Source organism: Pseudomonas vanderleydeniana, assembly GCF_014268755.2.
Taxonomy (GTDB): Bacteria; Pseudomonadota; Gammaproteobacteria; order Pseudomonadales; family Pseudomonadaceae; genus Aquipseudomonas; species Aquipseudomonas vanderleydeniana.
In genome coordinates this window covers 4,878,939-4,903,377 of record NZ_CP077093.1, presented here as the reverse complement: position 1 = coordinate 4,903,377, position 24,439 = coordinate 4,878,939, and the positions used below count along the sequence as shown (strand labels likewise).

Here is a 24,439-nt window from a genome sequence, read left to right as displayed (position 1 = left end):
TCGGACCTGATCCAGCGACACTGAAAATAATTCCAAAAGGTGGCAAAGGCTTATGAGTGAATACATCGAGGTCGCCCAGGGCCACGAGAGGACTGGCACGGACGACTCCGTGAACTCCAAGGGCCTGGCCCAGGGCAAGGTCGGGCTGTTCGCCTGCGTGGTACTGGGCATATCGACCATTGCGCCGGTCTACACACTGACCGGTGCACTGGGGCCCACCGTCCGTGAAGTGGGCGTTTATCTGCCCGCCGTGTTCATCGTCGGTTTCCTGCCGATGCTGCTGGTCGCATTGGGCTATCGCGAACTGAATGCGGCCGAGCCGGACAGCGGCACCTCGTTCACCTGGTCGGCCCGGGCGTTTGGCCCGATGATCGGCTGGATCGGCGGTTGGGGACTGGTCACGGCGACGACGATCGTGCTGTCCAACCTGGCCGGCGTGGCGGTGGACTTCTTCTACCTGTTCCTGGCCCAGCTCACTGGCGTCGCGGAACTGGCGGCGTTGCGGGAAAACCTGCTGGTGAACATCGTCACCTGCTGTGCGTTCATCTCGGTGGCGGTGTGGATCAGTTGCCGGGGCATCGGCATGACCATGCGCGTGCAGTATGCGCTGGTCGCCCTGCAGTTGCTGGTGTTGATCGGGTTCTCCGTCGCGGCGTTCCAGGCCGCGCCACCCTCGGCACCGGTGGTGTTCCACGCGGAATGGTTCAACCCCTTCAACATCGAGTCATTCTCGGCCTTCGCCGCAGGGCTTTCGCTGTCGATCTTCATCTTCTGGGGTTGGGACCTGTGCCTGACCGTCAGCGAGGAGTCGGTCGGCAGCGAGAAGGTCCCTGGCCGTGCGGCCACCGTGACGGTGCTGGTGATCCTCGCGCTGTACCTGTTCACCGCCGCCGCGACCCTGCAGTTCGCCGGTATCGGCGAGACGGGCTGGGGCCTGGGCAACCCGCAGATCCAGGAAAACGTCTTCGCCCACCTGGCCGGTCCGGTGATGGGTCCGCTGGCGATCCTGATGTCCGTCGCGGTGTTGGCGAGCACCGCCGCATCGTTGCAATCGACCTTCATCTCGCCGGCACGCACCCTGTTGGCGATGGGTTACTACGGCGCGGTGTCGCAGCGCTTCGCCAGCATTTGCCCGCGCTCACGCACCCCGCGCTACGCGACGATTGCCGCGGGCATTGCCACCGGTGCGTTCTACGTGACCATGCGTACCCTGAGCGACAACGTGCTGGCCGACACCATCACCGCCCTGGGCATGATGATCTGCTTCTACTACTCGCTGACGGCTTTCGCCTGCGTCTGGTATTTCCGGCATAGCCTGTTCTTCAGCCTGCGGCATTTCCTCATGCGCGGCCTGTGCCCGCTGGTGGGGGCGTCGATGCTCTCGGTGATCTTCTGGCAGACGGCCTTCGACAGTATCTCGCCCGAGTTCGGCAGCGGTTCGCACATTGCCGGCGTGGGGCTGGTGTTCATCATCGCCATGACCATCCTGGCGCTGGGCCTGGTGCTGATGCTGTTCGCCCGCTGGCGTACCCCGGCGTTTTTCCTGGGCAGTACGTTGTCGATGGTGACGAAGAACTGAGCTGGAGGCAGCGGCCCCTCGCTGCGGACTCATCGGTTGACGATGAGAGCCGTGGCGAGGGGCCGATCCGTCACTGGCGTTTCAGCGGCGGGGTACGGGGCGGGATCACACGTTTCGAACCGGTCGACTCGAAGGCCGAGGCCAGCTGCAACAGCTGGTTGTCGTCATAGGCCCGGCCGGCGAAGGTCAGGCCGACCGGCATGCCGATATCGGCCATCAGGCCCATGGGCACGGTCACCGTCGGTACGCCCAGGTGCCGGATCGCCAGGTTGCCGTTGGCTACCCAGATGCCGTTGCTCCAGGCGATATCGGCGGACACCGGGTTCACATCGGCATCGGCCGGGCCGACGTCGGCGACCGTCGGGAACAGCACGGCGTCGAGCTGCAGCGCCTGCATCCAGTCTTCCAGGTCGAGCTTGCGGGTCTGTTCCAGGCCGCGCAGGCCGTCCGGCAACGACGGCAGCTCATGCCAGGGCTTGATCCCCTGCTGCGCCATGCGCACATATTCCGCCATGCCGGCGGCGAGGTCGTCCTCGCGGTTGGGCAGGGTGCCCGGGTCGTGGGGGAAGATGCTCGGACCGTCGACATCGGCCAGGCGATTCAATGCCGGGTCAGCGTTGTCGCGCAGGAAATTGTCGAAGCCCCAGGCCGACAGCTCCCAGAGCTCTTCATGCAGGAAGGCTTTCGAGACCAGGCCGCGGTTGTACACGGTCGGGGCGCCGGGGCGGTCGCCTTCGCAATTGGAGACCAGCGGAAAGTCGACTTCCACCACCGTGGCGCCCGCCGCTTCCAGTGCCTGGCGCGCGCTGTCCCAAAGGGCGATGACCGAGGCGCGGGTGTGGATGCGCTGGCCGGTCGGGCCGCCGATGCCCGGCTTTTCGCTGGTGCCCGCTTCGAGGTCGCGGTTGATGAACATGCGCGGCACGCCGAGGCGCTTGCCGGCCAGCAGGCTGGCGTCGGCGGCGAGCGTCAGGTAGGAGTCGGGGCGCACGGCCGACGGCGCCGGAAGGGGGACCCAGGGCTGCAGGCGCCAGAGGTCGCCGGAGCTGTCCGGATCGTCCGCGACCACTACGTCCAGCACTTCCAGCAGGTCGGCCATGGTCCGGGCATAGGGCACCACCACGTCCATGGTCGGCGTCAGCGGCCAGTTGCCGCGTACCGAAATCACCCCGCGCGACGGGGTGTAGGCGCACAGGCCGTTGTTCGACGCAGGTCCGCGGCCGCTCGACCAGGTTTCCTCGGCCAGGCCGAACGCGGAAAAGCTGGCGGCAGTGGCGGTGCCCGCACCGTTCGACGAGCCCGAGGCAAAGGGCGCGGTCAGGTAGTCGGCGTTGTACGGGCTCTCGGCCCGACCATAGACGCCCCGCTGCATGCCGCCATTGGCCATCGGTGGCATGTTGGTCTTGCCCAGGCAGATCGCCCCGGCGGCGCGCAGGCGCTCGATGGTGAAGGCGTCACGCTGGGCGACCAGGTCCTTGAAGGCCGGGCTGCCCGAGGCAGCGGTCAGGCCCTTGACCAGGTAGCTGTCCTTGGCGGTGTAGGGGATGCCGTCCAGCGGGCCCAGGGTCTTGCCCTGGGCTCGACGAGCATCGGATGCCCGTGCCTCGTCGAGTGCGTCAGGGTTGCGCACCACCACGGCGTTCAATGCCGTGGCGGTAGCGGGCGTGTCGTAGGCGTCGATCCGGGCCAGGTAGGCTTCCACCAGCGCGAGCGCCGTGGTCCGGCCTGATTCAAGGGCGCCGCGTAGCTCGGCGATGGAGAGTTCGGTGACTTCGATCATGGTTCTGTGCCATTTCTTGGTTTATCGATGAATCCTGGATAAGGCAGGATAAGTGCGCGGCGGTCGTTCAGCATCGGCAAACCCGAAAGGTGACCTTTCAGCGTTGCAAGCTGATGGCCGTTTCCCGGCCAGCCATCGCCGTTGGTCATTTCCTTTGCAGGATTCGCTGACAGGGCTTCTGGATTACCTACGCTTGGGAAAGCACCTGCCGGGTGCTGGAGCGGGTAGGCGAGCGGTTGCCGGTTCCTGATCGGTCAACGTCCCAGCGGAGTCGAACCATGACACGTGTACGCGTCCAGAGCTTCACCCTCTCGCTTGATGGCTATGCAGCGGGGCCCGACCAGGACCTCGATCACCCGCTCGGTGTCTGCGGCACCGAGTTGCACCGCTGGCTGCTGCCGACACGCACGTTCCAACAGCACCTGTTCGGCAAGGACGAGGGCAGCACCGGCATCGACGATGATTTCGCCGCCCGTGGCTTCGAGCATGTCGGTGCCTGGATCCTGGGGCGGAACATGTTCGGGCCGGTTCGTGGCGCCTGGCCGGACCTGAATTGGCAAGGCTGGTGGGGGGATAACCCGCCGTATCACGTGCCGGTCTTCGTGCTGACCCACCATGCGCGGCCCGACCTCGCGATGGCCGGCGGCACCACGTTCCACTTCGTCACCGGCGGTATTCATGAGGCGCTGGATCGGGCGCGGGAGGCCGCTGCCGGCAGGGATGTGCGGATCGGCGGCGGGGTGAACACCCTTCGCCAGTACCTTCGTGAAGGCCTGATCGATGAGCTGCACCTTGCCATCTCCCCGGTCCTGCTGGGCCGGGGAGAGGCACTGTTCGAGGGGCTCGACCTGCGGGCCCTGGGCTACGCCTGTGTCGAGTCCGTAGCCTCGGCCAACGCCACGCATGTCATCCTGCGGCGTCAGGGCCAGGTGGTCGGCCCCTAGGCCGCCAGCTTGCGCCGGCGCATCAGCCAGTAGGCGGCCGGTATCACGAACAGCGAGAGCAGGGGCGCGGTCAGCATGCCACCGACCATTGGCACGGCAATGCGGCTCATCACCTCGCTGCCGGTACCGCTGCTCCAGAGGATGGGCAGCAGGCCCGCGACGATCACGGCAACGGTCATCGCCTTGGGACGGATGCGTTGCACCGCCCCCTCGCCAATCGCCTCCAGCAACGCCTGCCGCGTGCATTCACCCGTGGCCTGGCGCTCGGCCCAGGCATTGTCCAGGTAGATCAGCATGATCACCCCGAATTCCGCCGCGACCCCGGCCAGGGCGATGAAGCCGACACCCGTGGCCACCGACAGGTTGTAGCCCATCAGGTACAGCAGCCACACGCCGCCGATCAGGGCGAAGGGCAGGGTAGCCATGATCAGCAGGGCCTGGCCGAGCTGGCCGAAGGTCAGGTAGAGCAGCACGAAGATGATCGCCAATGTCGCCGGCACCACCCAGGCCAGGCGGGCGTTGGCGCGCTCCAGGTACTCGAACTGGCCGGAGTAGTTCAGGCTCATGCCGGGATCGAGTTTCACCTCGCGGGCCACTGCCTGGCGCAGGTCGGCGACCACGGACGACAGGTCACGGCCACGGACGTCGATGTACACCCAGCCGGAAGGACGGGCGTTTTCGCTCTTGAGCATCGGCGGACCGTCGCTGATGCGCACGCGTGCCACCGTGCCGAGGGTGATCTGGCTGCCCTGCGGGGTGTAGATCGGCAGTTGGCGCAGCGCCTCGACGGAGTCGCGCCACTCGCGCGGGTAGCGCAGGCTGATCGGGTAGCGGGCCAGGCCTTCGACGGTTTCGCCGATGGTCTCGCCGCCAATGGCGCCGGCGACGATGGCCTGCACGTCGGCAATGTTCAGACCGTAGCGGGCTGCGGCCGGGCGGTCGATGTCGAGGTCGACGTAGCGCCCGCCGGTCAGGCGCTCGGCCAGCGCCGACGTGACCCCGGGCACGCCCTTGGCGACGTGTTCGATGGCCTGTGTCGCCCGGTCGATCTGGGCCAGGTCGTTGCCGGCCACCTTGACCCCGATCGGGCTCTTGATACCGGTGGCGAGCATGTCGATCCGGTTGCGGATCGGCGGGATCCAGATGTTGGTCAGGCCCGGAACGCGTACGGTACGATCGAGCTCCTCGATCAGCTTCTCGCTGGTCATGCCCGCGCGCCACTGATCCTTGGGCTTGAGCCGCACAATGGTTTCGAACATTTCCAGGGGCGCCGGGTCGGTGGCGGATTCCGCCCGCCCGGCCTTGCCGAATACGCTGGCGACCTCCGGCACGGTGCGGATCAGCCGGTCGGTGCGCTGCAGCAGTTCCGAGGCCGTCTGCGCCGACAGGCCCGGCAGGGCCGAGGGCATGTACAGCAGGTCACCTTCGTCCAGCGGTGGCAGGAATTCCCCGCCCAGGTGGCTCAAGGGCCATAGGCTGCTGAGCAGGAGCAGCAGGGCGCCGAGCAGGGTGAGCAGGGGGCGACGCAGCACGACATCCAGTGCCGGGCGGTAGAGGCGGATCAGCCCGCGGTTGAGCGGGTTGCGTTCCTCGGCCGGCAGCGGGCCGCGAATCCAGTAGCCCATCAGCACCGGCACCAGGGTCACCGCCAGCCCCGCAGCGGCCGCCATGGCGTAGGTCTTGGTGAAGGCCAGTGGCGCGAACAGCCGTCCCTCCTGGGCCTGCAGGGTGAACACCGGCACGAACGACAGGGTGATGATCATCAGGCTGAAGAACAGCGCCGGCCCGACCTCCACGGCCGCCTCGGTCATGACCTGCCAGTGCTGCTCACCCTGCAGCGTTTCCCCGGGATGGCGCCTGTGCCAGGCCTCGACACGCTTGTGCGCGTTCTCGATCATCACCACGGCGGCATCGACCATGGCGCCGATGGCGATGGCGATACCGCCGAGCGACATGATGTTGGCGTTGATGCCCTGGTGGTGCATGACGATCAGGGCGGTCAGGACCCCCACCGGCAGCGAGATGATCGCCACCAGCGACGAGCGCAGGTGCCAGAGGAACACCGCGCACACCAGGGCGACCACGATGAACTCCTCGATCAGCTTGTGGCTGAGGTTCTCCACGGCGCGATCGATCAGTTGGCTGCGGTCATAGGTGGTGACCAGTTCGACACCCGCTGGCAGGCTCTTTTTCAGGACGTCGAGCTTGTCCTTGAGGTGGGCGATCGCTTCCCGGGCGTTCTTGCCGCTGCGCAGGATGACCACGCCGCCCACGGCTTCGCCCTGGCCGTCCAGTTCGCCGATGCCCCGGCGTGACTCCGGGCCGAGCTGCACTGTCGCCACGTCGCCCAGTGTCACCGGGGCGCCGTTGGCGGCCAGGCGCAGCGGGATGGCGCGGAAGTCGTCCAGGGTTTTCAGGTAGCCGGACGCGCGCACCATGAACTCCGCCTCGCCCTGTTCGAGCACGCCGCCACCGGTTTCCTGGTTGGCCTTGGCGATGGCCTGCGCCACCTCGTCCTGGGTGATGCCGCGACTGGCCATGCGCTGCGTATCCAGCAATACCTGGTACTGCTTGACCATGCCACCGATGCTCGCCACTTCGGCGACGTCCGGCAGGGTCTTGAGTTCGAAGCGCAGGAACCAGTCCTGCAGGCTGCGCAGTTGCGACAGGTCATGGCCGCCGCTGCGGTCGACCAGGGCGTACTGGTAGATCCAGCCCACCCCGGTGGCGTCCGGGCCGAGCACCGGCTTGGCCGCCGCCGGCAGGCGCGACTGCACCTGGCTCAGGTACTCCAGCACCCGCGAGCGTGCCCAGTAGGGGTCGGTGCCATCCTCGAACAGCACGTAGACGAAGCTGTCGCCGAACGCCGAGTAGCCGCGCACGGTCCTGGCGCCCGGCACCGAGAGCATGGTGGTGGTCAGCGGGTAGGTGACCTGGTTCTCGACGATCTGCGGGGCTTGCCCCGGGTAGGAGGTGCGGATGATCACCTGTGCGTCCGACAGGTCCGGTAGCGCATCGATCGGCAGGCTACGCAGCGAAAAGACGCCCCAGGCCAGCAGGAACAGGGTGATGAGCAGCACCAGGATGCGATTGCCGACCGACCAGCGAATCAGTTTGGCGATCATGGCCGGCTCTCCTGCTGCAAGGGCGACGCTGCCGGTGGGGAGTCCGGCGCCGTCGTGGCTTCGATGCCCTTGAGGCTGGCTTCGGAGTCAATCAGGAACTGCCCGGAGGCAACCACCTGCTGTCCGGCCTGCAGGCCGCGCAGCACGGCGACCTGGCCGCCGCTCTCCTGGCCCAGTGTCACTTCCACCGGGCGGAAACGGCCCTGGTCTTCGGCCAGCATCACCACATCGCGCTGGCCGGTACGAATCACCGCCTCGGCGGGCAACAGCAGGCTGTCATCGGTGGCTGGCGCAGGATGCAGGGTGACCTGCGCGGTCATCCCCGGACGCAGCCGACCGTCGGCATTGGGCAGTTCGATGCGCAGGCGCAGGGTGCGGCTTTGCAGGTCGGCATCGGCGAGCAGGGCGGTGACTTTGCCCGGCACCGTTTCACCAGGGAAGCCCGGCAGGGTGGCCTGTACCGCCTGCCCCTCGCGCAATCCCCGGGCCTGGGCCTCCGGTACCGAGGCTTCGAGCCAGACCGAGTCGATCCCGTTGATCCGTGCCAGGGTCGAGCCCGGCGTAATCGTCATGCCCGGACGCAGGTCCAGTGCCTGGATGACGCCGGCCTCGGGTGCGACCAGGGTCACCCGGTTCTGCACCTTGCCACTGCGTGCGACCCGTTCGATCAGTTCGGCCGGCATGCCCGCCAGCAGCAGGCGCTGGCGCGCGGCGCGCTGCAGATCGGCGTCGCCGACGCGGCGCAGGGCCAGGAACTCTTCCTGCAGCCCCGTCCATTCCGGTGCCAGCACATCGGCCAGGGGCGTGCCGCGCGTCACCCGGTCGCCGGTGGCCCGGGCATAGGTGCGCTCGATGAAGCCGGCGGTGCGGGCCTGCAGCACACTGAGCTTGCGCTCGTCGAAGGCCAGCACGCCGCTGACCTGCAGCGTGCGCTCCAGTCGCCCGCGGGTCACGGTCGTCAGGCGCACCCCCAGGTTCTGCTGCACCCCCTGGGTGATCTGCACCGCGGGGGTGGCCGAGTCGGCATTGCCATCGGCGTATTTCGCCACCAGTTGCATGTCCATGAAGGGCGACTTGCCGGGCGCCGGGAAGTGCTGTTGCGGGTACATCGGGTCGTACCAGTACAGCGCCTGCTGCTGCGCCGCTGCCGGTGCCGCCGCCGCCGCAGGGCGCTGTTGCGCCAGCCAGTAGCCGGCGCCGCCGCCCACGGCCAATGCCAGTATCGCGATCAGTCCGATAGAGGTGTTGTTCATGCGCGTGTCTCCCCGTACGCGAAATGCAGGCGTGCGGTGGTCGCCGCCAACTGGCCTTGCAGGTCGATGTCCTGTAGCCGTGCCTCCACGCGTTGACGCCGTGCGGCGAGCACCTCGCTCAAGGCCGACTTGCCGGCCCGGTAGTCGGCCAGCGTCAGGCGCACGCGCTCTTCGGCCAGTGGCAGCAGGGTGTCCCGGCTGCGTGCCACGGCGCGTTGCAGGCGCTGATACTCCGCCAGATCGGCCTCCAGCTGGGCGGTGTGTTCACGCAGCAGGGCCTGCTGCTCGTCCTCCAGTTGGCGCACCTGGGCGCGCCGCGCCGCGATCATCGGGTCCTGGCGGGAGCCGGTGAACAGCGGCAGTTGCATACTCACTTGCAGGCTGACCATGTTGCTGAAGTCCGGCCCGCGGCGTTGATAGTCCACCTGCCAGCCCCAATCCGACTTCTTCTCGGCCTGTGCCTGCTGCACCTGGGCCAGCGCCTCCCGGGTCATGGCGTCGTAGGCCGCCAGCTCCGGATGCGTGTGCAGCGCATGCAGGTAGTCCGCGCCGTTCACCGGCCACTGCGGGAAAGCCCGGGCCTGCACGTCGCCGTCCTGGCCGATCCAGCGCTTGAGCGCGGCGCTGGCCTGGCTGGCCTGGCTCAGCAGCAGGTCCTTGCGTTCATCCAGTTGCGCGGCTTCCTGATTCGGAGCGAGGGCGTCGGCGGTCGTGCCACCGCCTGCGGCCAGCCGGGCGCGCACGGTCGAGGCCAACAGGCGGTTTTCACGATAGAAGTCGTCGAACTGTTGCAGCTTGCGTTGCACCGTGTAGGCCGCCAACCAGGCCTGCGCCGTGGCGGCACGGACCTTCAGGCGCTCGAGGACGGCTTCGGCATCGGCCCGCTCGACCGTGGCCCGGGCGGTCTCGACCCGTGCCTTGCGCTTGTCGCGGTTGGGCACTTCCTGGGCGAGCCCGACCACCTGCATGGTCATGAAGTCACGGTTGGTGCTCCAGCGGTCGTTGCCGTCCACCGGCAGGTTCTGCAGGCCGAGATTGAGCCTGGGGTCGGGCAGCTCGCCGGCGGGCACCACTGCGCTGCGGGCGGCCGAGATCTGTTCCTGGCGTGCCTGCAGGGAAGGGGCGTTGCGCTCGGCCAGTTGCAGCGCATCGTCCAGGGACAACGAAGTGGCCTGTGCCGATACGCTCGGCAACAGGATCAGCAGGGCGGCGGCAACCGCCCATCCTGTGGGTGAAGATAGGGTCATGAAGAGGATTCCTCGGAAAAACCGGCGCACAGGCGCATGCCAGCCTCCCGCGTTGAGGGCGGGACGATGGTGTGAGGTTTACGAAGGAATCAGGCGCGTGGCGGTCGCCACAGGTCGGACGGTGCCCGGTTCACCAGGCCCTGGGTGTAGGTGTCGGTGGGCGCGGGCGCCGCGAAGGGCCGTGCCGGTTCGGCCAGGTTGACCTGGAGCGTGCCGGCGGTGCGGCACTCCTGGCCGGCCTTGCAGGCCTTGGAGGCGTGATCGGAAGACTTGCCCTGGTCCTGGCAGCAGTCATGGGTCATGGCGGCCTTTGTCGTCATGCCCATGGCCTGCATCGGACATGGCTCGCTGGCCGAAGCGATCCCCGCCATCCCGCTGAGGGGAAGCGTGAGCGTAAGCATCAGGACAACGAGCAATCGCAGTAGGCGCATCATGGGCGGGAGTCTAGACGAGATCGATTAGCTGAGCATTAACTGTTTTTCCGCTTGCGGGTCACCGGTGCCAGTCTTGAGGTATCCCCCTGGGGGGGATATGATGATGGCTCATCCAATGCCGTTGCGCCGCGGACGCTAACGCCCATGAGCTGGCTGATCACCAAGTATTTCGTCACTTCGGCCATCGTCGTGCTGGTGTCCGAGTTCGCCAAGCGCAGCGACAAGCTCGGCGGGCTGGTCGCCTCGCTGCCGCTGGTGACGCTGTTGACCCTGGTCTGGCTGTATTACGAGCAGCAGAGCCCGGAAAAGATTGCCAACCACGCCTGGTACACCTTCTGGTATGTCGTGCCCACGTTGCCGATGTTCCTGCTGTTTCCGTCGCTGCTGGCGCGACTGGGGTTCTGGTGGGCATTGCTGGCGGGGATACTCGTCAGCCTGGCGGCGTTCCTGCTGTTCGCCCTGGCGCTTCGGCGGTTCGGTATCGATCTGCTGTGAGCTTGGAGTGTGGCCCCGGCTGGGGGATACTGGGCGCTTCTTCCCGGCGGACCGTGCCATGAGCCCACCCACTTCCGCGCATGAACACGCGCACCAGTCACACGATGCCATCGTCAAGCGCCTCAAGCGCGCCGAAGGCCACCTGCGCAGCATCGTTGCCATGATCGAGAGCGGCCGCGCCTGCGTGGACATCGCCCAGCAGTTGCATGCGGTGGAAAAGGCGGTGTGCCAGGCCAAGCGCACGCTGATCCAGGATCACATCGACCACTGCCTGGAGCACACCGTCAGTGCCCTGGCCAGCGGCGAGCAGGCACCGCTGGAAGAGTTCAGGCAGATCACCAAGTACTTGTGATCTCTGATCGTTCAATCCCAGACTTGATCGTTCTCACGCGGAGCATCCCTGATCGTTCCCACGCTCTGCGTGGGAACGCAGCCCGTGACGCTCTGCGCCACAAGAGCGGACGCCGAGCGTCCTGAGAGGCATTCCCACGCGGAGCGTGGGAACGATCAGTCGATCAGTGGCGATCAATCACTATCCGGTTTCAGGGGAGGGCAACATGTGGGAAACCGGCGGATACCTCGGCCTGTTCCTGTCGGCGTTCGGCGCCGCCACGCTGCTGCCGCTGCAGTCGGAGGCGGTGCTGCTCGCCCTGCTCTGGGCCAAGCAGCACCCGGCCCTTGTCCTGTTGATCGTCGCCACGGCGGGTAACGTCGCCGGTTCGCTGGTGAACTGGGTGCTGGGGCGTTATCTGGAACACTGGCGGGAGCGCAAGTGGTTTCCGGTTTCCGCCCAGCGGCTGGAGCGCGTCCAGCACACCTATCACCGTTACGGCCGCTGGTCGCTGCTGCTCAGTTGGATGCCGATCATCGGTGACCCGCTGACGGTGGTGGCCGGGCTCATGCGTGAACCCTGGTGGAGCTTCCTGCTCATCGTCACGCTGGCCAAGGCCGGTCGCTATGGTGCGCTGTACCTGATGACGCTGGGCTGGGTGTAGGGCCAGCCCGGCGTCGAGACCTGCGTACCGTCGTGCCCTACGCCTTGGCCGTCTCGCGTTCGCGAAGCTGGCCGAGCAGTGCCTGCAGCGGATGCAACACCACTTCACCGGCCTGGCGCTTGACCTGGCTGCGGCACGAGTAGCCGTCGGCGAGCAGGCGGCCGGCCGGTTGGTAGCGCTCCACCAGCGGCTGCCAGGACTGCGAGTAGATGACCTGCGACGTCTTGGCGTTGCGGGTCTCGTGCCCGTAGGTACCGGACATGCCGCAGCAGCCGCTGGCCAGGACCTGCAGTTTCAGGCCAAAGCCCTCGAAGACCTTTTTCCACTGCTCGACGCTCGCCGGCTCGTTGGTCCGCTCGGTGCAGTGCGGCAGGAATTGATAGGTCTGCGGCGCCTGCGGCTTTTCCAGTGTCGGCAGGGCGGTCGCCAACCACTCCTGGGCCAGCACCACGCGGGGCGCGGCATCCTGCTCCAGGGTCTTGGCGTACTCCTGGCGGTAGACCAGGGTCATCGCCGGGTCGAGTCCCACCAGCGGGATGCCGTAGGCTTCGAGGGCTTTCAGGCCCTTGGCGTTGTGGGCCGCGGCCTTCCTGAAGGCACCGAGGAAGCCCTGGACCTGCAGCGGCTTGCCATTGGGGGCGAACGGCGCCAAGTAGATGTCGTAGCCCAGCCGGGCGATCAGCTCGATCCACTCGGCGGCCAGCGGGGTCTCGAAGTAGCGGGTGAAGGCGTCCTGGACGATGACGACGCTGCGCTGGCGCTGCTCCTCGCTCAGTTTCGACAGTTTGTGCGCGGTGGCCGTCTGCACGTTCCAGCGGGCGCAGACCTGGTGGAAGTCCACCAGGCTCAGCAGCGGACTGTCGACCATGCCGACCACGTGTTCGAGCAGGAACTTGACCGGCCGCGCGTTCATCATGGCGTTGTACAGCCGTGGGAAGCGGGCGATGTAGGGAATGCTGTACTCCAGCGAACCGACCACGTAGTCCTTCAGCGGCCGCAGGTAGCGGTGGTGGTAGAGCTCGAGGAAGCGCGAGCGGAAGTCCGGTACGTTGACCTTCACCGGGCACTGGCCTGCACAGGACTTGCACGCCAGGCAGCCGGCCATCGCGTCATAGACTTCGTGGGAGAAGTCTTTCTCGCCAAGTTGCTTGCCGACGGTGTTGCGCACCTTGGCCAGCAGGTTGCCGACGCTGAAGCGGCTGGTCACGTTGCCCAGCAGGTCGACGCCCTGGGCACCCTGCAGGCGCAGCCATTCGCGCACCAGCGAGGCACGGCCCTTGGGCGAATGAATGCGGTTGCGCGTGGCTTTCCAGGACGGGCACATCGCGTCATCGGGGTCGAAGTTGTAGCAGGCACCGTTGCCGTTGCAGTGGGCGGCGGTGTGGTAGCTCTGCCAGACGCGCTCGTCGATCTGCCGGTCGAGCTCGCCGCGCAGGACCACTTCGTCGACCTTGGTCAGCGTGGCTTCGCTGACGCTCGACGGCGTGGCGATCTTGCCCGGGTTGAGCTGGTTGAACGGGTCGAACGCCGCCTTGATCGCCTGCAGCGACGGGTACAGCGGGCCGAAGTAGGCCGGCGAGTACTCCGAACGCAGGCCCTTGCCATGCTCGCCCCACAGCAGGCCGCCGTATTTCTGGGTGAGGGCGGCCACGCCATCGGAAACCGGGCGGATCAGCGCCGCCTGGCGCGGGTCCTTCATGTCCAGGATCGGCCGCACGTGCAGCACGCCGGCGTCCACGTGGCCGAACATGCCGTATTCGAGCTGGTGCGAATCGAGCAGCGCACGGAACTCGGCGATGAAGTCCGCGAGGTTTTCCGGCGGCACGGCGGTGTCTTCGACGAACGGCTGCGGACGGGCTTCGCCCTGGACGTTGCCGAGCAGGCCCACCGAGCGCTTGCGCATGGTGTAGACGCGTTTCACCGCCTCGCTGCCGACTGCCAGGGTGTGGCCCAGGCGCACCACGCTGGTGTCGTTTTTCAGGTGTTCGATGAAGTCATGGACGCGCCGCTCCAGCTGCTCCTGGTCGTCGTCGCTGAATTCGATCAGGTTGATGCCCAGGGTCTGTTGGCCGGGGATCGGCGGGAAGTACTCGGCCACGCCGTGCCAGACGATGTCCTGCATCGCCAGCCTCAGCACCTTGGAGTCGACGGTCTCGATGGACAGCGGCTTGAGTGCCATCAGCGCCTTGGCGTCGCGCAGGGCATCCATGAACGCGGTGTACTGCACGTTCACCAGGATGCTGTGGCGCGGGATCGGCAGCACATTGAGCTTGGCCTCGACGATGAAGCCCAGCGAGCCTTCGGAACCGCACAGGATGCTGTTGAGGTTGAAACCGCCGTCCTCCTCGCGCAGGTGCGCGAGGTCATAGCCGGTCAGGCAGCGGTTGAGCGGCGGAAAGGTGTCCTTGATCAGTTGCGCCTGCTGGTCGGCGATGTCGCGGGTGCAGCGGTAGACGCTGCCGACCAGGTCCTGCCGGGCCGCCTCGCGGTCGGCCTGGTCGGCGGCGATCGGCTGGCTGTCGAGGCGCTGGCCGCCGAGCAGCACGGTCGACAGGGCGAGCACGTGATCGCGGGTCTTGCCGTAGGTGCAACTGCCCTGGCCACTGGCGTCGGTGTTGATCATGCCGCCGATGGTGGCGCGGTTGGAGGTCGACAGTTCAGGGGCGAAGAACAGGCCGTGGGGCTTGAGGGCGGCGTTCAGCTGGTCCTTGACCACGCCACTCTGCACCCGGACCCAGCGTTCCTCGACATTGATTTCGAGGATGGTGTTCAGGTGTCGCGAAAGGTCGACCACGATACCGTCGGTCAGCGACTGGCCGTTGGTGCCGGTGCCGCCGCCGCGAGGGGTGAGCACCACGGAGCGGTACTGCGGGTGGGCGGCGAGTTTCGCCACGAGCTCGACGTCCGCGTAGGTCTTGGGGAACACGGCGGCCTGGGGCAGGCGCTGGTAGATCGAGTTATCGGTGGACAACACCGTGCGCGAACCCAGGTCGGCGGCGATTTCCCCCTGGAATCCTTCGCTGCCCAGCTGTTTCAGGAAGCGTTCGTACAGGTCGGTCTGACCGTTCGTGGGGATGAGGCGGGCGATCATTCGTGACGGTTCCTGCAGGCTAATTCGTTTTTATATTCGCTTAACGTATGCTCAAGGCTGAGCCAGCGTTCGGGCGAAGCGGTATAGTTTCGATTATTCGCAGATTGCCGGCCCCCGGCAAACGTAAAACACGCAGCATTTGCATGAGCTTTATGAATGAATCCTAGACGCCTCACTCCTTCGATGTCGGTGCTGGTGGCCTTCGAGGCGGCGGCGCGCCATGGCAGCTTCACCAAGGCGGCGGACGAGTTGCTGCTGACCCAGAGCGCCGTGAGCCGGCAGGTCCAGGCGCTGGAGACGCTGCTGGGGGTCGAGCTGTTTCTGCGTGACGGCCGGCGCATCGAACTGACGGCGGCCGGGGCGCTGTACCAGCATGAGTTATCGGCAGCCCTGGGGCGGATTCGCAGCGCGACGCTGAAGACCATCGCCTTCCGTTCCCAGGAGGGCGTGTTGCACCTGGGGGTGCTGCCGACGTTCGGCTCGAAGTGGCTGCTGCCGCGCATGAACGATTTCTACGCCAGGCACCCGGATGTCGTGGTGCACATTCATTCGCGGATCATCCAGGCCGACCTGGCCAGTGCCGCCGGCGAGATGAATGCGATCATCTACGCCGGTTCCGGTTCCTGGCCGGGCTTCATGTCGCACAAGCTGCTGACCGAGGAACTGGTGGTGGTGGCCAGTCCTTCGGCCCTGCCCGAATACCGCACGACGACGCCAGTCGAGATCGCCACCAGCCATTCGCTGCTCAACGTCGTGTCCCGGCCCAATGCCTGGTCGGACTGGTTCGAGCACAACGGCCTGGATCATCGCCTGATGCGTCCGGGGCCCGGCTTCGAACTCACCAGCCACCTGATCCAGGCGGCGGTCGCCGGTATCGGCATCGGCCTGGTGCCGCTGGTGCTGGTGCAGGACGAGATCCGGGCGGGCTCGCTGGTGGTGTTGTTCGAGCCCATGAAAAGCGGCAAGAGCTACTACCTGGCGTATGCCAATCGCTACCAGAACCTGCCGTCGCTGGTCGCGTTCAGCGAGTGGCTGCTGAGCCTGCCGTTCCCGGAAGACGCGGCCTGACAGGGCTCGCGGCTCCGTTTGAACGGCATCAGGCGAGGCGAGGGAACACCAGCCCGAATGTGGTGAGGCGACCCGGTTCGCTCTCGACCGTCACCCGGCCCTCATGCAGGCTCATGATCGAGCGCACGATCGCCAGCCCCAGGCCCGTGCCGCCCTGTTGCCGGGCATGGCCGGGATTGACCCGGTAGAAGCGCTCGAACAGGTGCGGCAGGTGCCGTGATTCGATGTCTTCCCCGGTATTGGCCACGGCCAGCGTCACCTCGTCCGCCGTGGCCGACAGCTCGAGGGTGACCGTGCTGCCCGACGTGCCATGCCTGATCGCGTTGGACAGCAGGTTGGAAATGGCCCGCTGGATCATCAGCTTGTCACCGGACACCGTGGCCTCGCCACGCAGGGCTATCGACAGGGCCTTTTCATCCGCGGTGACCGCGAACAGCTCGGCGACCCGGGCGGCTTCCTCATGCAGCGCGACATCGCTGAAGGTCAGCGGCGCCGATGGCTGGCTGACGCTGGCGAGAAACAGCATCTGCGACACCATGCGCGACAGGCGCTCCAGCTCTTCGGTGCATGACTCCAGGACCTGGCGGTACTCCTGCGGCGCTCGTTCCCGGGACAGGGTGACCTGCGCGGTCCCCATCAGGTTGTTCATGGGGGTGCGCAGTTCGTGCGCCAGGTCATCGGAGAACTGCGCCAGTTGCTGCACATCACTGTCCAGGCGGTGGAGCATGAAGTTCACGGCGTGCGCCAGGTCACTCAGTTCTTCCGGCAGGCCCTGGACCTTCATCCGTTGCGAGAGGTCGCGGGCGGAGACGCTTTCGGCGACCTGGCTCAGCGCCCGCAGCGGTTTCAGGCCACGATGCACCAGCCACCAGGCGCAGCCGCCGACCAGCAGCAGGATCAGGGGCAGGGCAATGAGGGTCGACTTCACGTAGGCGCTCAGCAGTGTGTAGTCGCTCTTGCGGTCGAGCGTGAGCATGACCAGGATCGGCTGGCCACTCTTGAGGCGCATCAACTGGTAGGCCATCAGCGTTTCATGGCCCTCGGCCGAACGGACCTCCTGGAATTCCAGGACCGGGCTGCCGGGATCGGGGATGGGCAATTCGGTGCTTTCCTGGTCACCCAGGGTCAGCAGACGCTTGCGCGGATTGGCCGAGTCCATGATCACCAGGGTCAGGTTGTCGTGTCCGATGATCTGGTCGCGCAGGTTGTGCGGGTGGAGCACGATATCGGCAATCGAGGCCGAGCCTTCGGCGAGGCTGTGTTGCACCTGCGCCATTTTATCGGTCAGTCCGTCCCTGGCCTGAATATCCAGCTGGCGCCAGATGGCGGCCAGGGCGAATGCAGCCATCAGCAGCACCAGCACGGCACTCATCGCCGTGATGGTGACGCCGAGCTTCACCGATAGGCGTGCCGGTTTCATTCGCGCGCTTCCAGCACGTAGCCCACTCCCCGCAGGGTGTGGATCAGCTTCTGCTCGAAAGGGTCGTCGATCTTGGCCCGCAGGCGCCTGATCGAGACTTCGACGACGTTGGTGTCGCAGTCGAAATTCATGTCCCACACCAGCGAGATGATCCGGGTGCGCGACAGGACCTCGCCGCTGTGCCGCATCAACAGGTGCAGCAGGGCGAACTCCTTGGTCGTCAGGTTGATCCGCTGGTTGCCTCGAAACGCCCGGTGGCGGCCCTGGTCCAGCTCCAGGTCGCCCACCCGCAGGACCTCGGGGACGCCGGCCTGTTCGGTGCGGCGCAGCAGGCTGCGCACCCGGGCCAGGAGTTCAGGGAATTCGAAGGGCTTGACCAGATAATCGTCCGCGCCCAGTTCAAGGCCCCGGACTTTCTCGTCGAGCCGCCCGCGAGCGGTCACCATCATGACCCGCGTCTGGCTGGACTGGCGCAACTTGGAAAGAACTTCCCAGCCTTCCATCTCCGGCAAGTTCACGTCCAGTATGACAATGTCATAGTTCTGATGCCTGGCCAGATAGAGTCCATCCAGACCGGTATTGGCGATATCCACGATATAACCACTTTCGGTCAACCCCTTGTGCATGTACTCGGCAGTTTTGGGCTCGTCCTCGACGACAAGGATTCGCATGGCGGAATTTCCTGTTCAATGGGGCATGGCTGGTTGCAAGAAGGCAAGGCGCGACCGTTTTCTGCCATCTTGGGCCGAACGACTCGCGCAACTCCTTGGATATACGACAGATTTTCATCCCTGTAGCAGCTATAGGGTCAAGCGCCGAGCGCTGAAAAGCGTCGATTTTTCCGGCTGTGCGACCTCATGTCGCATTCAGCCCGGTGAGGGTGACGATGTTTCTGCAAATGCAATATTTATCTCCAGGTGCAACACTTTAGTTATTGCAATTCATTTCTGAAGATAAGCAGATAAAGGTTTATCCGACGATTGTAATTCAATGGCCATTCGCTGTTTGTTAGATGACGTAATTGTAATGTTCCAGCAATCCCCTCGATAACCACGGTTGCCTAAAGTCCGTCGATCCAACTCTGGTTATATTGGTGGGACTGTGTCTATTCATTTCTTGTACGGCGAGTCACGTGACGGGACGAGTACTCGCATGCCCGGGCCTGGCAAGGTTTTGCGGGCGTCACTGCGTGTGGGTGTCCTCTGTATGGCGCTCGGGGCGCTGGCTGCACCGGCTGCCATGGCGGCGCAGCGCCTGAGCCTGGCCCAGGCCGTGGAGGCGGCATGGACGACGAACCCGGAGCTTGCCGCCGCCCGGCAGGAAATCGGGATGGCCGAAGGCGACCGGTTGCAGGCCGGCCTGGTACCGAACCCGGTGCTCTCCTGGGAGGCCGAGGATACGCGGCGCAACACCAGCACGACGACGGTGATGTTGAGCCAGGCGTTGGAGCTGGGCGGTAAACGAGGCGCCCGGATCGATGTCGCGAGCCGCGGGCAGGAGGTTGCCCGTCTCGAGCTCGAGCGGCGTGGCAACGAACTGCGCGCCGAGGTGACGCAGGCTTTCTACGCCGCGCTGCGTGCGCAGACCGGCCTGGAACTTGCCCGCCAGTCCCGCGCGCTGGCCGAGCGGGGGCTGGAGGTGGCACAAGGGCGCGTGCGGGCCGGGAAATCATCTCCCGTGGAGGAGACGCGGGCCAGGGTACAACTGTCGGAAACCGATCTGCTGGTACGCCGGGCGCAGACGCTGGAGGCCAGCGCCTATCGGGAGCTGGCCCGTGCGATCGGGGTCGCGCAGACGGCTTTCGACAGCCTCGATGACCGCGACCTGTCCCCCGGCAAGCCGCCTTCGGTCGCGCCGGTACTGGTCGCGCTCGACGAATCTGCGCCACTGCGCCTGGCGCAGGCGCAGATCGAGCAACGCGAGGCGGCGCTGGCGTCGGAGCGTGCGCAACGCATCCCCGACCTCACGGTCAGCGTGGGCAGCCAGTACAGCCGTGAAGACCGTGAGCGGGTCAACGTGGTCGGACTGTCCATGCCACTGCCGCTGTTCAACCGTAACCAGGGCAATGTGCTGTCGGCCGCCCGACGGGCCGACCAGGCGCGTGACCTGCGCAATGCCACGCAACTGAGCCTGCAGACGCAGACTCGATCGGCCCTCGACCAGTGGGCGAGCGCGGCCCGGGAAGTCGAGTCGTTCGACCAGGTCATTCTGCCGGCGGCCCGCAGTGCGGTGGACGCCGCCACGCGGGGCTTCGAGATGGGCAAGTTCGGCTTCCTCGAAGTCCTTGATGCCCAGCGCACGCTTATTGCCGCGCGCAGCCAGTTCCTGGAATCGCTGGCCAGCGCCACTGACGCGCGGGTGACCCTCGAACGCGTCTACGGCGACCTCGGCCGGTTTTCCGGCCGGCCCTGATTTCACTTCGCACTGATTGAGCGCATCGCGCGAGGTGGAATCGCGCGGGCGCCGGGAGCATTCATGAACAACAAACGCAGCATGGCGACGGCCTTGGCCGTGGTGGCCCTGATCGGCCTGGGCAGTTTGGCGCTGAACGGTCGGGAGTTGCCGTTCGCGGCAGAGGCGCAGCCGGCGGGAAAACCGGCCGGCGAGGCCGATCACGGGCACGCCGAAGGAAAAGGGCAGGGCGGCGACGCCGAAGAGGGCAGCCACGAGGAGGAGGGCCAGTTGGCGCTGACGACGCAGCAGATCGACGCGGCCGGCATCGAACTGGCGACGGCGGCGCCGAGGCTGATGAGCACGTCGATCTCCTTTGCGGGCGAGATCCGCTTCGACGAAGACCGTACGAGCCATGTCGTTCCACGTGTCGCCGGGATCGTCGAGCAGGTGAAGGTCGAACTGGGCGATTCGGTGAAGAAGGGCCAGGTCCTGGCCGTGATCGCCAGCCAGCAGATCACCGACCTGCGCAGCGAACTGGAGGCCGCGCAGCGCAGGACCGAGCTGGCGCGCCTGACCCTGCAACGCGAGAAGAAACTGTGGGAAGACCGGATTTCCGCCGAGCAGGACTACCTGCTGGCCCGGCAGGCCTACCAGGAGGCTGATATCAGCCTGGCCAACGCCCGCCAGAAGCTCAACGCCATCGGCGCCAACCTCAAGGCCGCTGCCGGTAATCGCTATGAGCTGATTGCGCCGTTCGATTCCGTCGTGGTGGAAAAACACCTTGGGATTGGCGAAGTCGTCAGCGAGTCGACTGCCGCCTTCACGCTATCGGACCTGACCCGTGTCTGGGCCACCTTCGGCGTCACGCCCAAGGACCTGAAACAGGTGGTGGTGGGCCGGGCAGTCAAGGTCAGTGCGCCGGACCTCGGCGCCCAGGTCGATGGCCGGGTCAGTTACGTCGGCAGCCTGCTGGGCGAGCAGACCCGCGCGGCCTCCGTCCGGGTGGTGTTGGCCAACCCGGACGGCGCATGGCGACCCGGGCTGTTCGTGTCCATCGACGTGACGGCGCAGCAGGGTACGGCCCAGGTGGCCTTGCCCGAGGCGGCGGTGCAAACCGTCGAGGACAAGCCGTCGGTGTTCGTTCGCAACGACGAAGGCTTCCAGGTGCAGACCGTGACGCTCGGGCGCCGGGAGGGCGGTTACGTGGAGATTCTCCAGGGGCTGGATGCCGGTACGCCGGTGGCCGCCGCGGGCAGCTTCATTCTCAAGTCCGAGCTGGGCAAGAGCTCCGCCGAGCATGCCCATTGATCCGCCTCGCCAGAGTAGAACCCCATGTTTGAACGGTTGATTCAATTCGCAATCGAGCAGCGCATCGTCGTGATGCTCGCTGTTGTGCTGATGGCCGGGCTCGGTATTGCCAGCTATCAGAAACTTCCCATCGATGCCGTACCCGACATCACCAACGTCCAGGTGCAGATCAACACGGCCGCGCCCGGTTTCTCGCCACTGGAAACCGAGCAACGGGTGACCTTTGCCATCGAGACCGGCATGGCCGGCTTGCCCGGGCTGAAACAGACCCGCTCGCTGTCCCGTTCCGGGTTGTCCCAGGTCACCGTCATCTTCGAAGACGGCACGGACCTGTTCTTCGCCCGCCAGTTGGTCGGGGAGCGCCTGCAGACCGCCAAGGAGCAACTGCCCGAAGGCGTCGAGGCGGTGATGGGACCGATTTCCACCGGCCTTGGCGAAATTTTCCTGTGGACCGTCGAGGCACAGGATGGTGCCCGCAAGGAGGACGGCACGCCTTACACGCCGACCGACCTGCGGGTCATCCAGGACTGGATCATCAAGCCGCAGTTGCGCAACGTGCCCGGGGTGGCCGAGATCAACACCATCGGTGGTTTTGCCAGGCAGTACCTGATCGCCCCGGATCCGAAGAAACTGGCCGCCTACAAACTCACCCTGAATGACCTGGTTGCGGCGCTGGAGCGCAACAACGCCAACGTCGGTGCCGGCTACATCGAACGCGGCGGCGAACAGTGGCTGATTCGGGCGCCCGGGCAGTTGGGGGCCGTCGACGACATCGCGAACATCGTGATCGCGAACGTGCAGGGCACGCCGATTCGTGTCAGCAGCGTTGCCGAGGTGGACATCGGCCGGGAGCTGCGTTCGGGGGCTGCCACCGAGAACGGCCGTGAGGTCGTGCTGGGCACGGTCTTCATGCTGATCGGCGAGAACAGCCGGACGGTCTCGCAGGCGGTGGCGGCCAAGCTGGCCGAGATCAATCGCTCCCTGCCCGAGGGCGTGCACGCGGTCACCGTCTATGACCGCACCAACCTAGTCGAGAAGGCCATCGCCACGGTCAGGAAGAACCTGCTCGAAGGCGCGATCCTGGTCATCGCGATCCTGTTCCTGTTCCTGGGCAACATTCGCGCGGCACTGATCACGGCGATGGTGATTCCGCTGGCGATGCTGTTCACCTTCACCGGGATGTTCACCAACAAGGTCAGTGCCAACCTGATGAGCCTCGGGGCCCTGGATTTCGGCATCATCGTCGATGGCGCGGTGGTCATCGTCGAGAACGCGATTCGCCGGCTGGCCCATGCGCAGCACCGGCACGGGCGGATGCTGACGCGCTCCGAGCGCTTCCACGAGGTCTTCGCCGCAGCGAAAGAGGCCCGCCGACCGCTGATTTTCGGCCAGCTGATCATCATGGTGGTCTACCTGCCGATCTTCGCCCTGACCGGCGTGGAAGGCAAAATGTTCCACCCCATGGCCTTCACCGTGGTGATCGCCTTGCTCGGGGCGATGATCCTCTCGGTGACCTTCGTGCCGGCCGCGATCGCCATGTTCGTGACCGGCAAGGTCAAGGAAGAGGAGGGCGTCGTGATGCGCACGGCTCGTGTGCGTTACGCGCCGGTGCTGGCCTGGGTCTTGAAGCATCGCCTGGGTGCCTTTGCCATGGCGTTCGTGCTGATCGTGCTGTCCGGTGTGCTGGCCAGTCGCATGGGCAGCGAGTTCGTGCCCAGCCTGAGCGAAGGTGACTTTGCCCTGCAGGCGCTGCGCGTCCCGGGCACCAGCCTGTCGCAGTCCGTATCCATGCAACAGCGGCTGGAGAAAGCCATCGTCGAGAAGGTGCCGGAGGTGGAGCGCATGTTCGCCCGAACCGGGACTGCGGAAATCGCTTCCGACCCGATGCCGCCAAACATCTCCGACAGCTACGTCATGCTCAAGCCGCAAAGCCAGTGGCCCGATCCGGGCAAGTCGCGCGAGCAGCTCATCGCCGAGCTGCAGCAGGCTGCGGCCAGCGTTCCGGGCAGCAACTACGAGCTGTCCCAGCCGATCCAGTTGCGCTTCAACGAACTGGTGTCCGGCGTGCGCAGCGACGTTGCGGTCAAGGTCTTCGGCGATGACATGGCCGTGCTGAACCAGACGGCCACCCAGATCGCGGCAACCTTGCAGAAAGTGCCCGGTGCTTCCGAGGTGAAGGTCGAGCAGACCACCGGCCTGCCGGTGTTGACTATCAACATCGATCGCACCCGGGCCGCGCGCTATGGGCTGAATGTCGGCGATGTGCAGGATGCGATCGCCACTGCGGTCGGTGGGCGCCAGGCTGGCACGCTGTACGAGGGCGACCGCCGGTTCGACCTGGTGGTTCGGCTGTCGGACACGCTGCGTACCGACGTCGCCGGGCTTTCCGACCTGCTCATTCCGATCCCGGCGATGGCCGGCAGCAGCGACCAGCAGATCGGTTTCATCCCGCTGTCGCAGGTCGCGAGCCTGGACCTGGTGCTGGGTCCGAACCAGATCAGCCGGGAAAACGGCAAGCGCGTGGTGGTGGTCAGTGCCAACGTGCGTGGGCGTGACCTGGGCTCGTTCGTCGAGGAGGCCGGGGCGCGTATCGACGACGGTGTGCGCATCCCGCCAGGCTACTGGACCGGCTGGGGCGGCCAGTTCGAACAGCTGCAGTCGGCGGCCAAGCGCCTGCAGATTGTCGTGCCGGTGGCTTTGCTGATGGTCATGGCGCTGTTGTTCATGATGTTCAACAGCCTGAAGGACGGCCTGCTGGTGTTCACCGGTATTCCGTTCGCGTTGACCGGCGGCGTCCTGGCGCTGTGGCTGCGCGATATCCCACTGTCGATTTCCGCTGGTGTGGGCTTTATCGCGTTGTCGGGGGTGGCGGTGCTCAACGGCCTGGTGATGATCGCCTTCATTCGCAATCTGCGCGAGGAGGGGCGGTCCCTCGGGGACGCGGTGACCGAAGGCGCGCTGACCCGCCTGCGGCCGGTCCTGATGACGGCGCTGGTGGCCTCCCTGGGGTTCATCCCGATGGCGCTGGCCACCGGTACGGGGGCCGAGGTGCAGCGGCCTTTGGCGACGGTGGTGATCGGCGGGATCCTGTCCTCCACCGTGCTGACATTGCTGGTGCTTCCGGCCCTGTACCAGTGGGCTCATCGTCGAGAAGAAGCGTAGCGGCCGGCGACTGGCGGCGGGTGACTGCCACCAGTCTTTGCGGGGGCCAGCGGCCCCTGAACCGCAGGCAAAAAAAAGCGCCCATTCGGGCGCTTAAAGTTTCACCTTAACCAAAGGAGCATTGGAGCTTCTAAAGGTGAATTC

The 24,439-nt window shown here is 66.0% G+C and carries 18 protein-coding genes; 9 read left to right on the top strand and 9 right to left on the bottom strand.

Features of this window, described 5'->3' with window-relative positions; all coding sequences use genetic code 11:
• Positions 1–52: 52 nt before the first annotated feature.
• Positions 53–1,579, top strand: a complete 1,527-nt coding sequence (locus tag HU752_RS21995; RefSeq protein ID WP_186675368.1) for an APC family permease — start codon at positions 53–55, stop codon at positions 1,577–1,579.
• Positions 1,580–1,649: 70 nt separating this feature from the next.
• Here the strand turns inward: HU752_RS21995 and HU752_RS21990 are convergent, their stop codons facing one another.
• On the bottom strand, positions 1,650–3,359 hold the full coding sequence (locus tag HU752_RS21990) for an amidase (protein ID WP_186675374.1): 1,710 nt from the start codon (positions 3,357–3,359) through the stop codon (positions 1,650–1,652).
• Positions 3,356–3,508: a hypothetical protein gene (locus HU752_RS21985; protein WP_186675376.1), complete on the bottom strand. Its 153-nt coding sequence runs from the start codon at positions 3,506–3,508 to the stop codon at positions 3,356–3,358. The genes HU752_RS21990 and HU752_RS21985 overlap by 4 nt, the downstream gene beginning before the upstream one ends.
• A gap of 129 nt (positions 3,509–3,637) precedes the next feature.
• On the opposite strand from HU752_RS21985, the gene HU752_RS21980 reads away from it, so the two are divergent.
• Positions 3,638–4,303 (top strand): dihydrofolate reductase family protein, encoded by a 666-nt coding sequence (locus HU752_RS21980; protein ID WP_186675377.1) that lies wholly within the window; start codon positions 3,638–3,640, stop codon positions 4,301–4,303.
• Here the strand turns inward: HU752_RS21980 and HU752_RS21975 are convergent.
• From HU752_RS21975 to HU752_RS21960, 4 genes are all read right to left on the bottom strand, one after another.
• Positions 4,300–7,428 (bottom strand): efflux RND transporter permease subunit, encoded by a 3,129-nt coding sequence (locus tag HU752_RS21975; RefSeq protein ID WP_186675378.1) that lies wholly within the window; start codon positions 7,426–7,428, stop codon positions 4,300–4,302. The two genes, HU752_RS21980 and HU752_RS21975, sit on opposite strands and share 4 nt — an antisense overlap.
• Positions 7,425–8,681 carry an efflux RND transporter periplasmic adaptor subunit gene (locus tag HU752_RS21970; RefSeq protein WP_225920054.1) on the bottom strand — a complete coding sequence of 419 codons (1,257 nt, stop codon included), beginning with the start codon at positions 8,679–8,681 and terminating at the stop codon, positions 7,425–7,427. The genes HU752_RS21975 and HU752_RS21970 overlap by 4 nt, the downstream gene beginning before the upstream one ends.
• Positions 8,678–9,928 carry a TolC family protein gene (locus HU752_RS21965; protein ID WP_186675379.1) on the bottom strand — a complete coding sequence of 417 codons (1,251 nt, stop codon included), beginning with the start codon at positions 9,926–9,928 and terminating at the stop codon, positions 8,678–8,680. Before HU752_RS21965 ends, HU752_RS21970 begins: the two co-directional genes overlap by 4 nt.
• Positions 9,929–10,017: 89 nt before the next feature.
• Positions 10,018–10,248 carry a hypothetical protein gene (locus HU752_RS21960; protein WP_367616318.1) on the bottom strand — a complete coding sequence of 77 codons (231 nt, stop codon included), beginning with the start codon at positions 10,246–10,248 and terminating at the stop codon, positions 10,018–10,020.
• Between the two features lie 258 nt (positions 10,249–10,506).
• Here HU752_RS21960 and HU752_RS21955 point away from each other — a divergent pair, with 258 nt between their 5' ends.
• The 3 genes from HU752_RS21955 (at position 10,507) to HU752_RS21945 (ending at position 11,852) form a co-directional block, all read left to right on the top strand.
• Positions 10,507–10,857, top strand: coding sequence for a DUF3147 family protein (locus tag HU752_RS21955; protein ID WP_186675381.1), 351 nt, complete (start codon positions 10,507–10,509; stop codon positions 10,855–10,857).
• Between the two features lie 58 nt (positions 10,858–10,915).
• A complete protein-coding gene (locus HU752_RS21950) occupies positions 10,916–11,209 on the top strand; it encodes a metal-sensing transcriptional repressor (protein WP_186675382.1) in 294 nt (97 codons plus the stop codon).
• Positions 11,210–11,414: 205 nt separating this feature from the next.
• On the top strand, positions 11,415–11,852 hold the full coding sequence (locus tag HU752_RS21945; protein WP_186675383.1) for a YqaA family protein: 438 nt from the start codon (positions 11,415–11,417) through the stop codon (positions 11,850–11,852).
• A 37-nt stretch (positions 11,853–11,889) separates the two neighbouring features.
• Here HU752_RS21945 and ydiJ read toward each other — a convergent pair whose 3' ends face one another.
• Entirely contained in the window at positions 11,890–14,943 is a 3,054-nt protein-coding gene (gene ydiJ, locus HU752_RS21940) for a D-2-hydroxyglutarate dehydrogenase YdiJ (RefSeq protein WP_186675384.1), read from the bottom strand.
• A 156-nt stretch (positions 14,944–15,099) separates the two neighbouring features.
• On the opposite strand from ydiJ, the gene HU752_RS21935 reads away from it, so the two are divergent.
• The gene (locus HU752_RS21935; RefSeq protein ID WP_186675385.1) at positions 15,100–16,011 is read left to right on the top strand and encodes a LysR substrate-binding domain-containing protein; all 912 of its coding nucleotides are present in this window, start codon (positions 15,100–15,102) and stop codon (positions 16,009–16,011) included.
• Between the two features lie 28 nt (positions 16,012–16,039).
• Here the strand turns inward: HU752_RS21935 and HU752_RS21930 are convergent, their stop codons facing one another.
• Together HU752_RS21930 and HU752_RS21925 are read right to left on the bottom strand one after the other, a co-directional pair.
• Positions 16,040–17,431: a heavy metal sensor histidine kinase gene (locus tag HU752_RS21930; protein ID WP_186675387.1), complete on the bottom strand. Its 1,392-nt coding sequence runs from the start codon at positions 17,429–17,431 to the stop codon at positions 16,040–16,042.
• Positions 17,428–18,102 carry a heavy metal response regulator transcription factor gene (locus HU752_RS21925; protein ID WP_186675389.1) on the bottom strand — a complete coding sequence of 225 codons (675 nt, stop codon included), beginning with the start codon at positions 18,100–18,102 and terminating at the stop codon, positions 17,428–17,430. The genes HU752_RS21930 and HU752_RS21925 overlap by 4 nt, the downstream gene beginning before the upstream one ends.
• A gap of 514 nt (positions 18,103–18,616) precedes the next feature.
• On the opposite strand from HU752_RS21925, the gene HU752_RS21920 reads away from it, so the two are divergent.
• From HU752_RS21920 to HU752_RS21910, 3 genes are all read left to right on the top strand, one after another.
• Entirely contained in the window at positions 18,617–19,843 is a 1,227-nt protein-coding gene (locus HU752_RS21920; RefSeq protein ID WP_186676072.1) for a TolC family protein, read from the top strand.
• Between the two features lie 63 nt (positions 19,844–19,906).
• Complete coding sequence (locus HU752_RS21915; RefSeq protein WP_186675391.1) at positions 19,907–21,133, top strand: efflux RND transporter periplasmic adaptor subunit; 1,227 nt, start codon at positions 19,907–19,909, stop codon at positions 21,131–21,133.
• 24 nt (positions 21,134–21,157) lie between these two features.
• The gene (locus HU752_RS21910; RefSeq protein WP_186675393.1) at positions 21,158–24,295 is read left to right on the top strand and encodes an efflux RND transporter permease subunit; all 3,138 of its coding nucleotides are present in this window, start codon (positions 21,158–21,160) and stop codon (positions 24,293–24,295) included.
• Positions 24,296–24,439: the final 144 nt, after the last annotated feature.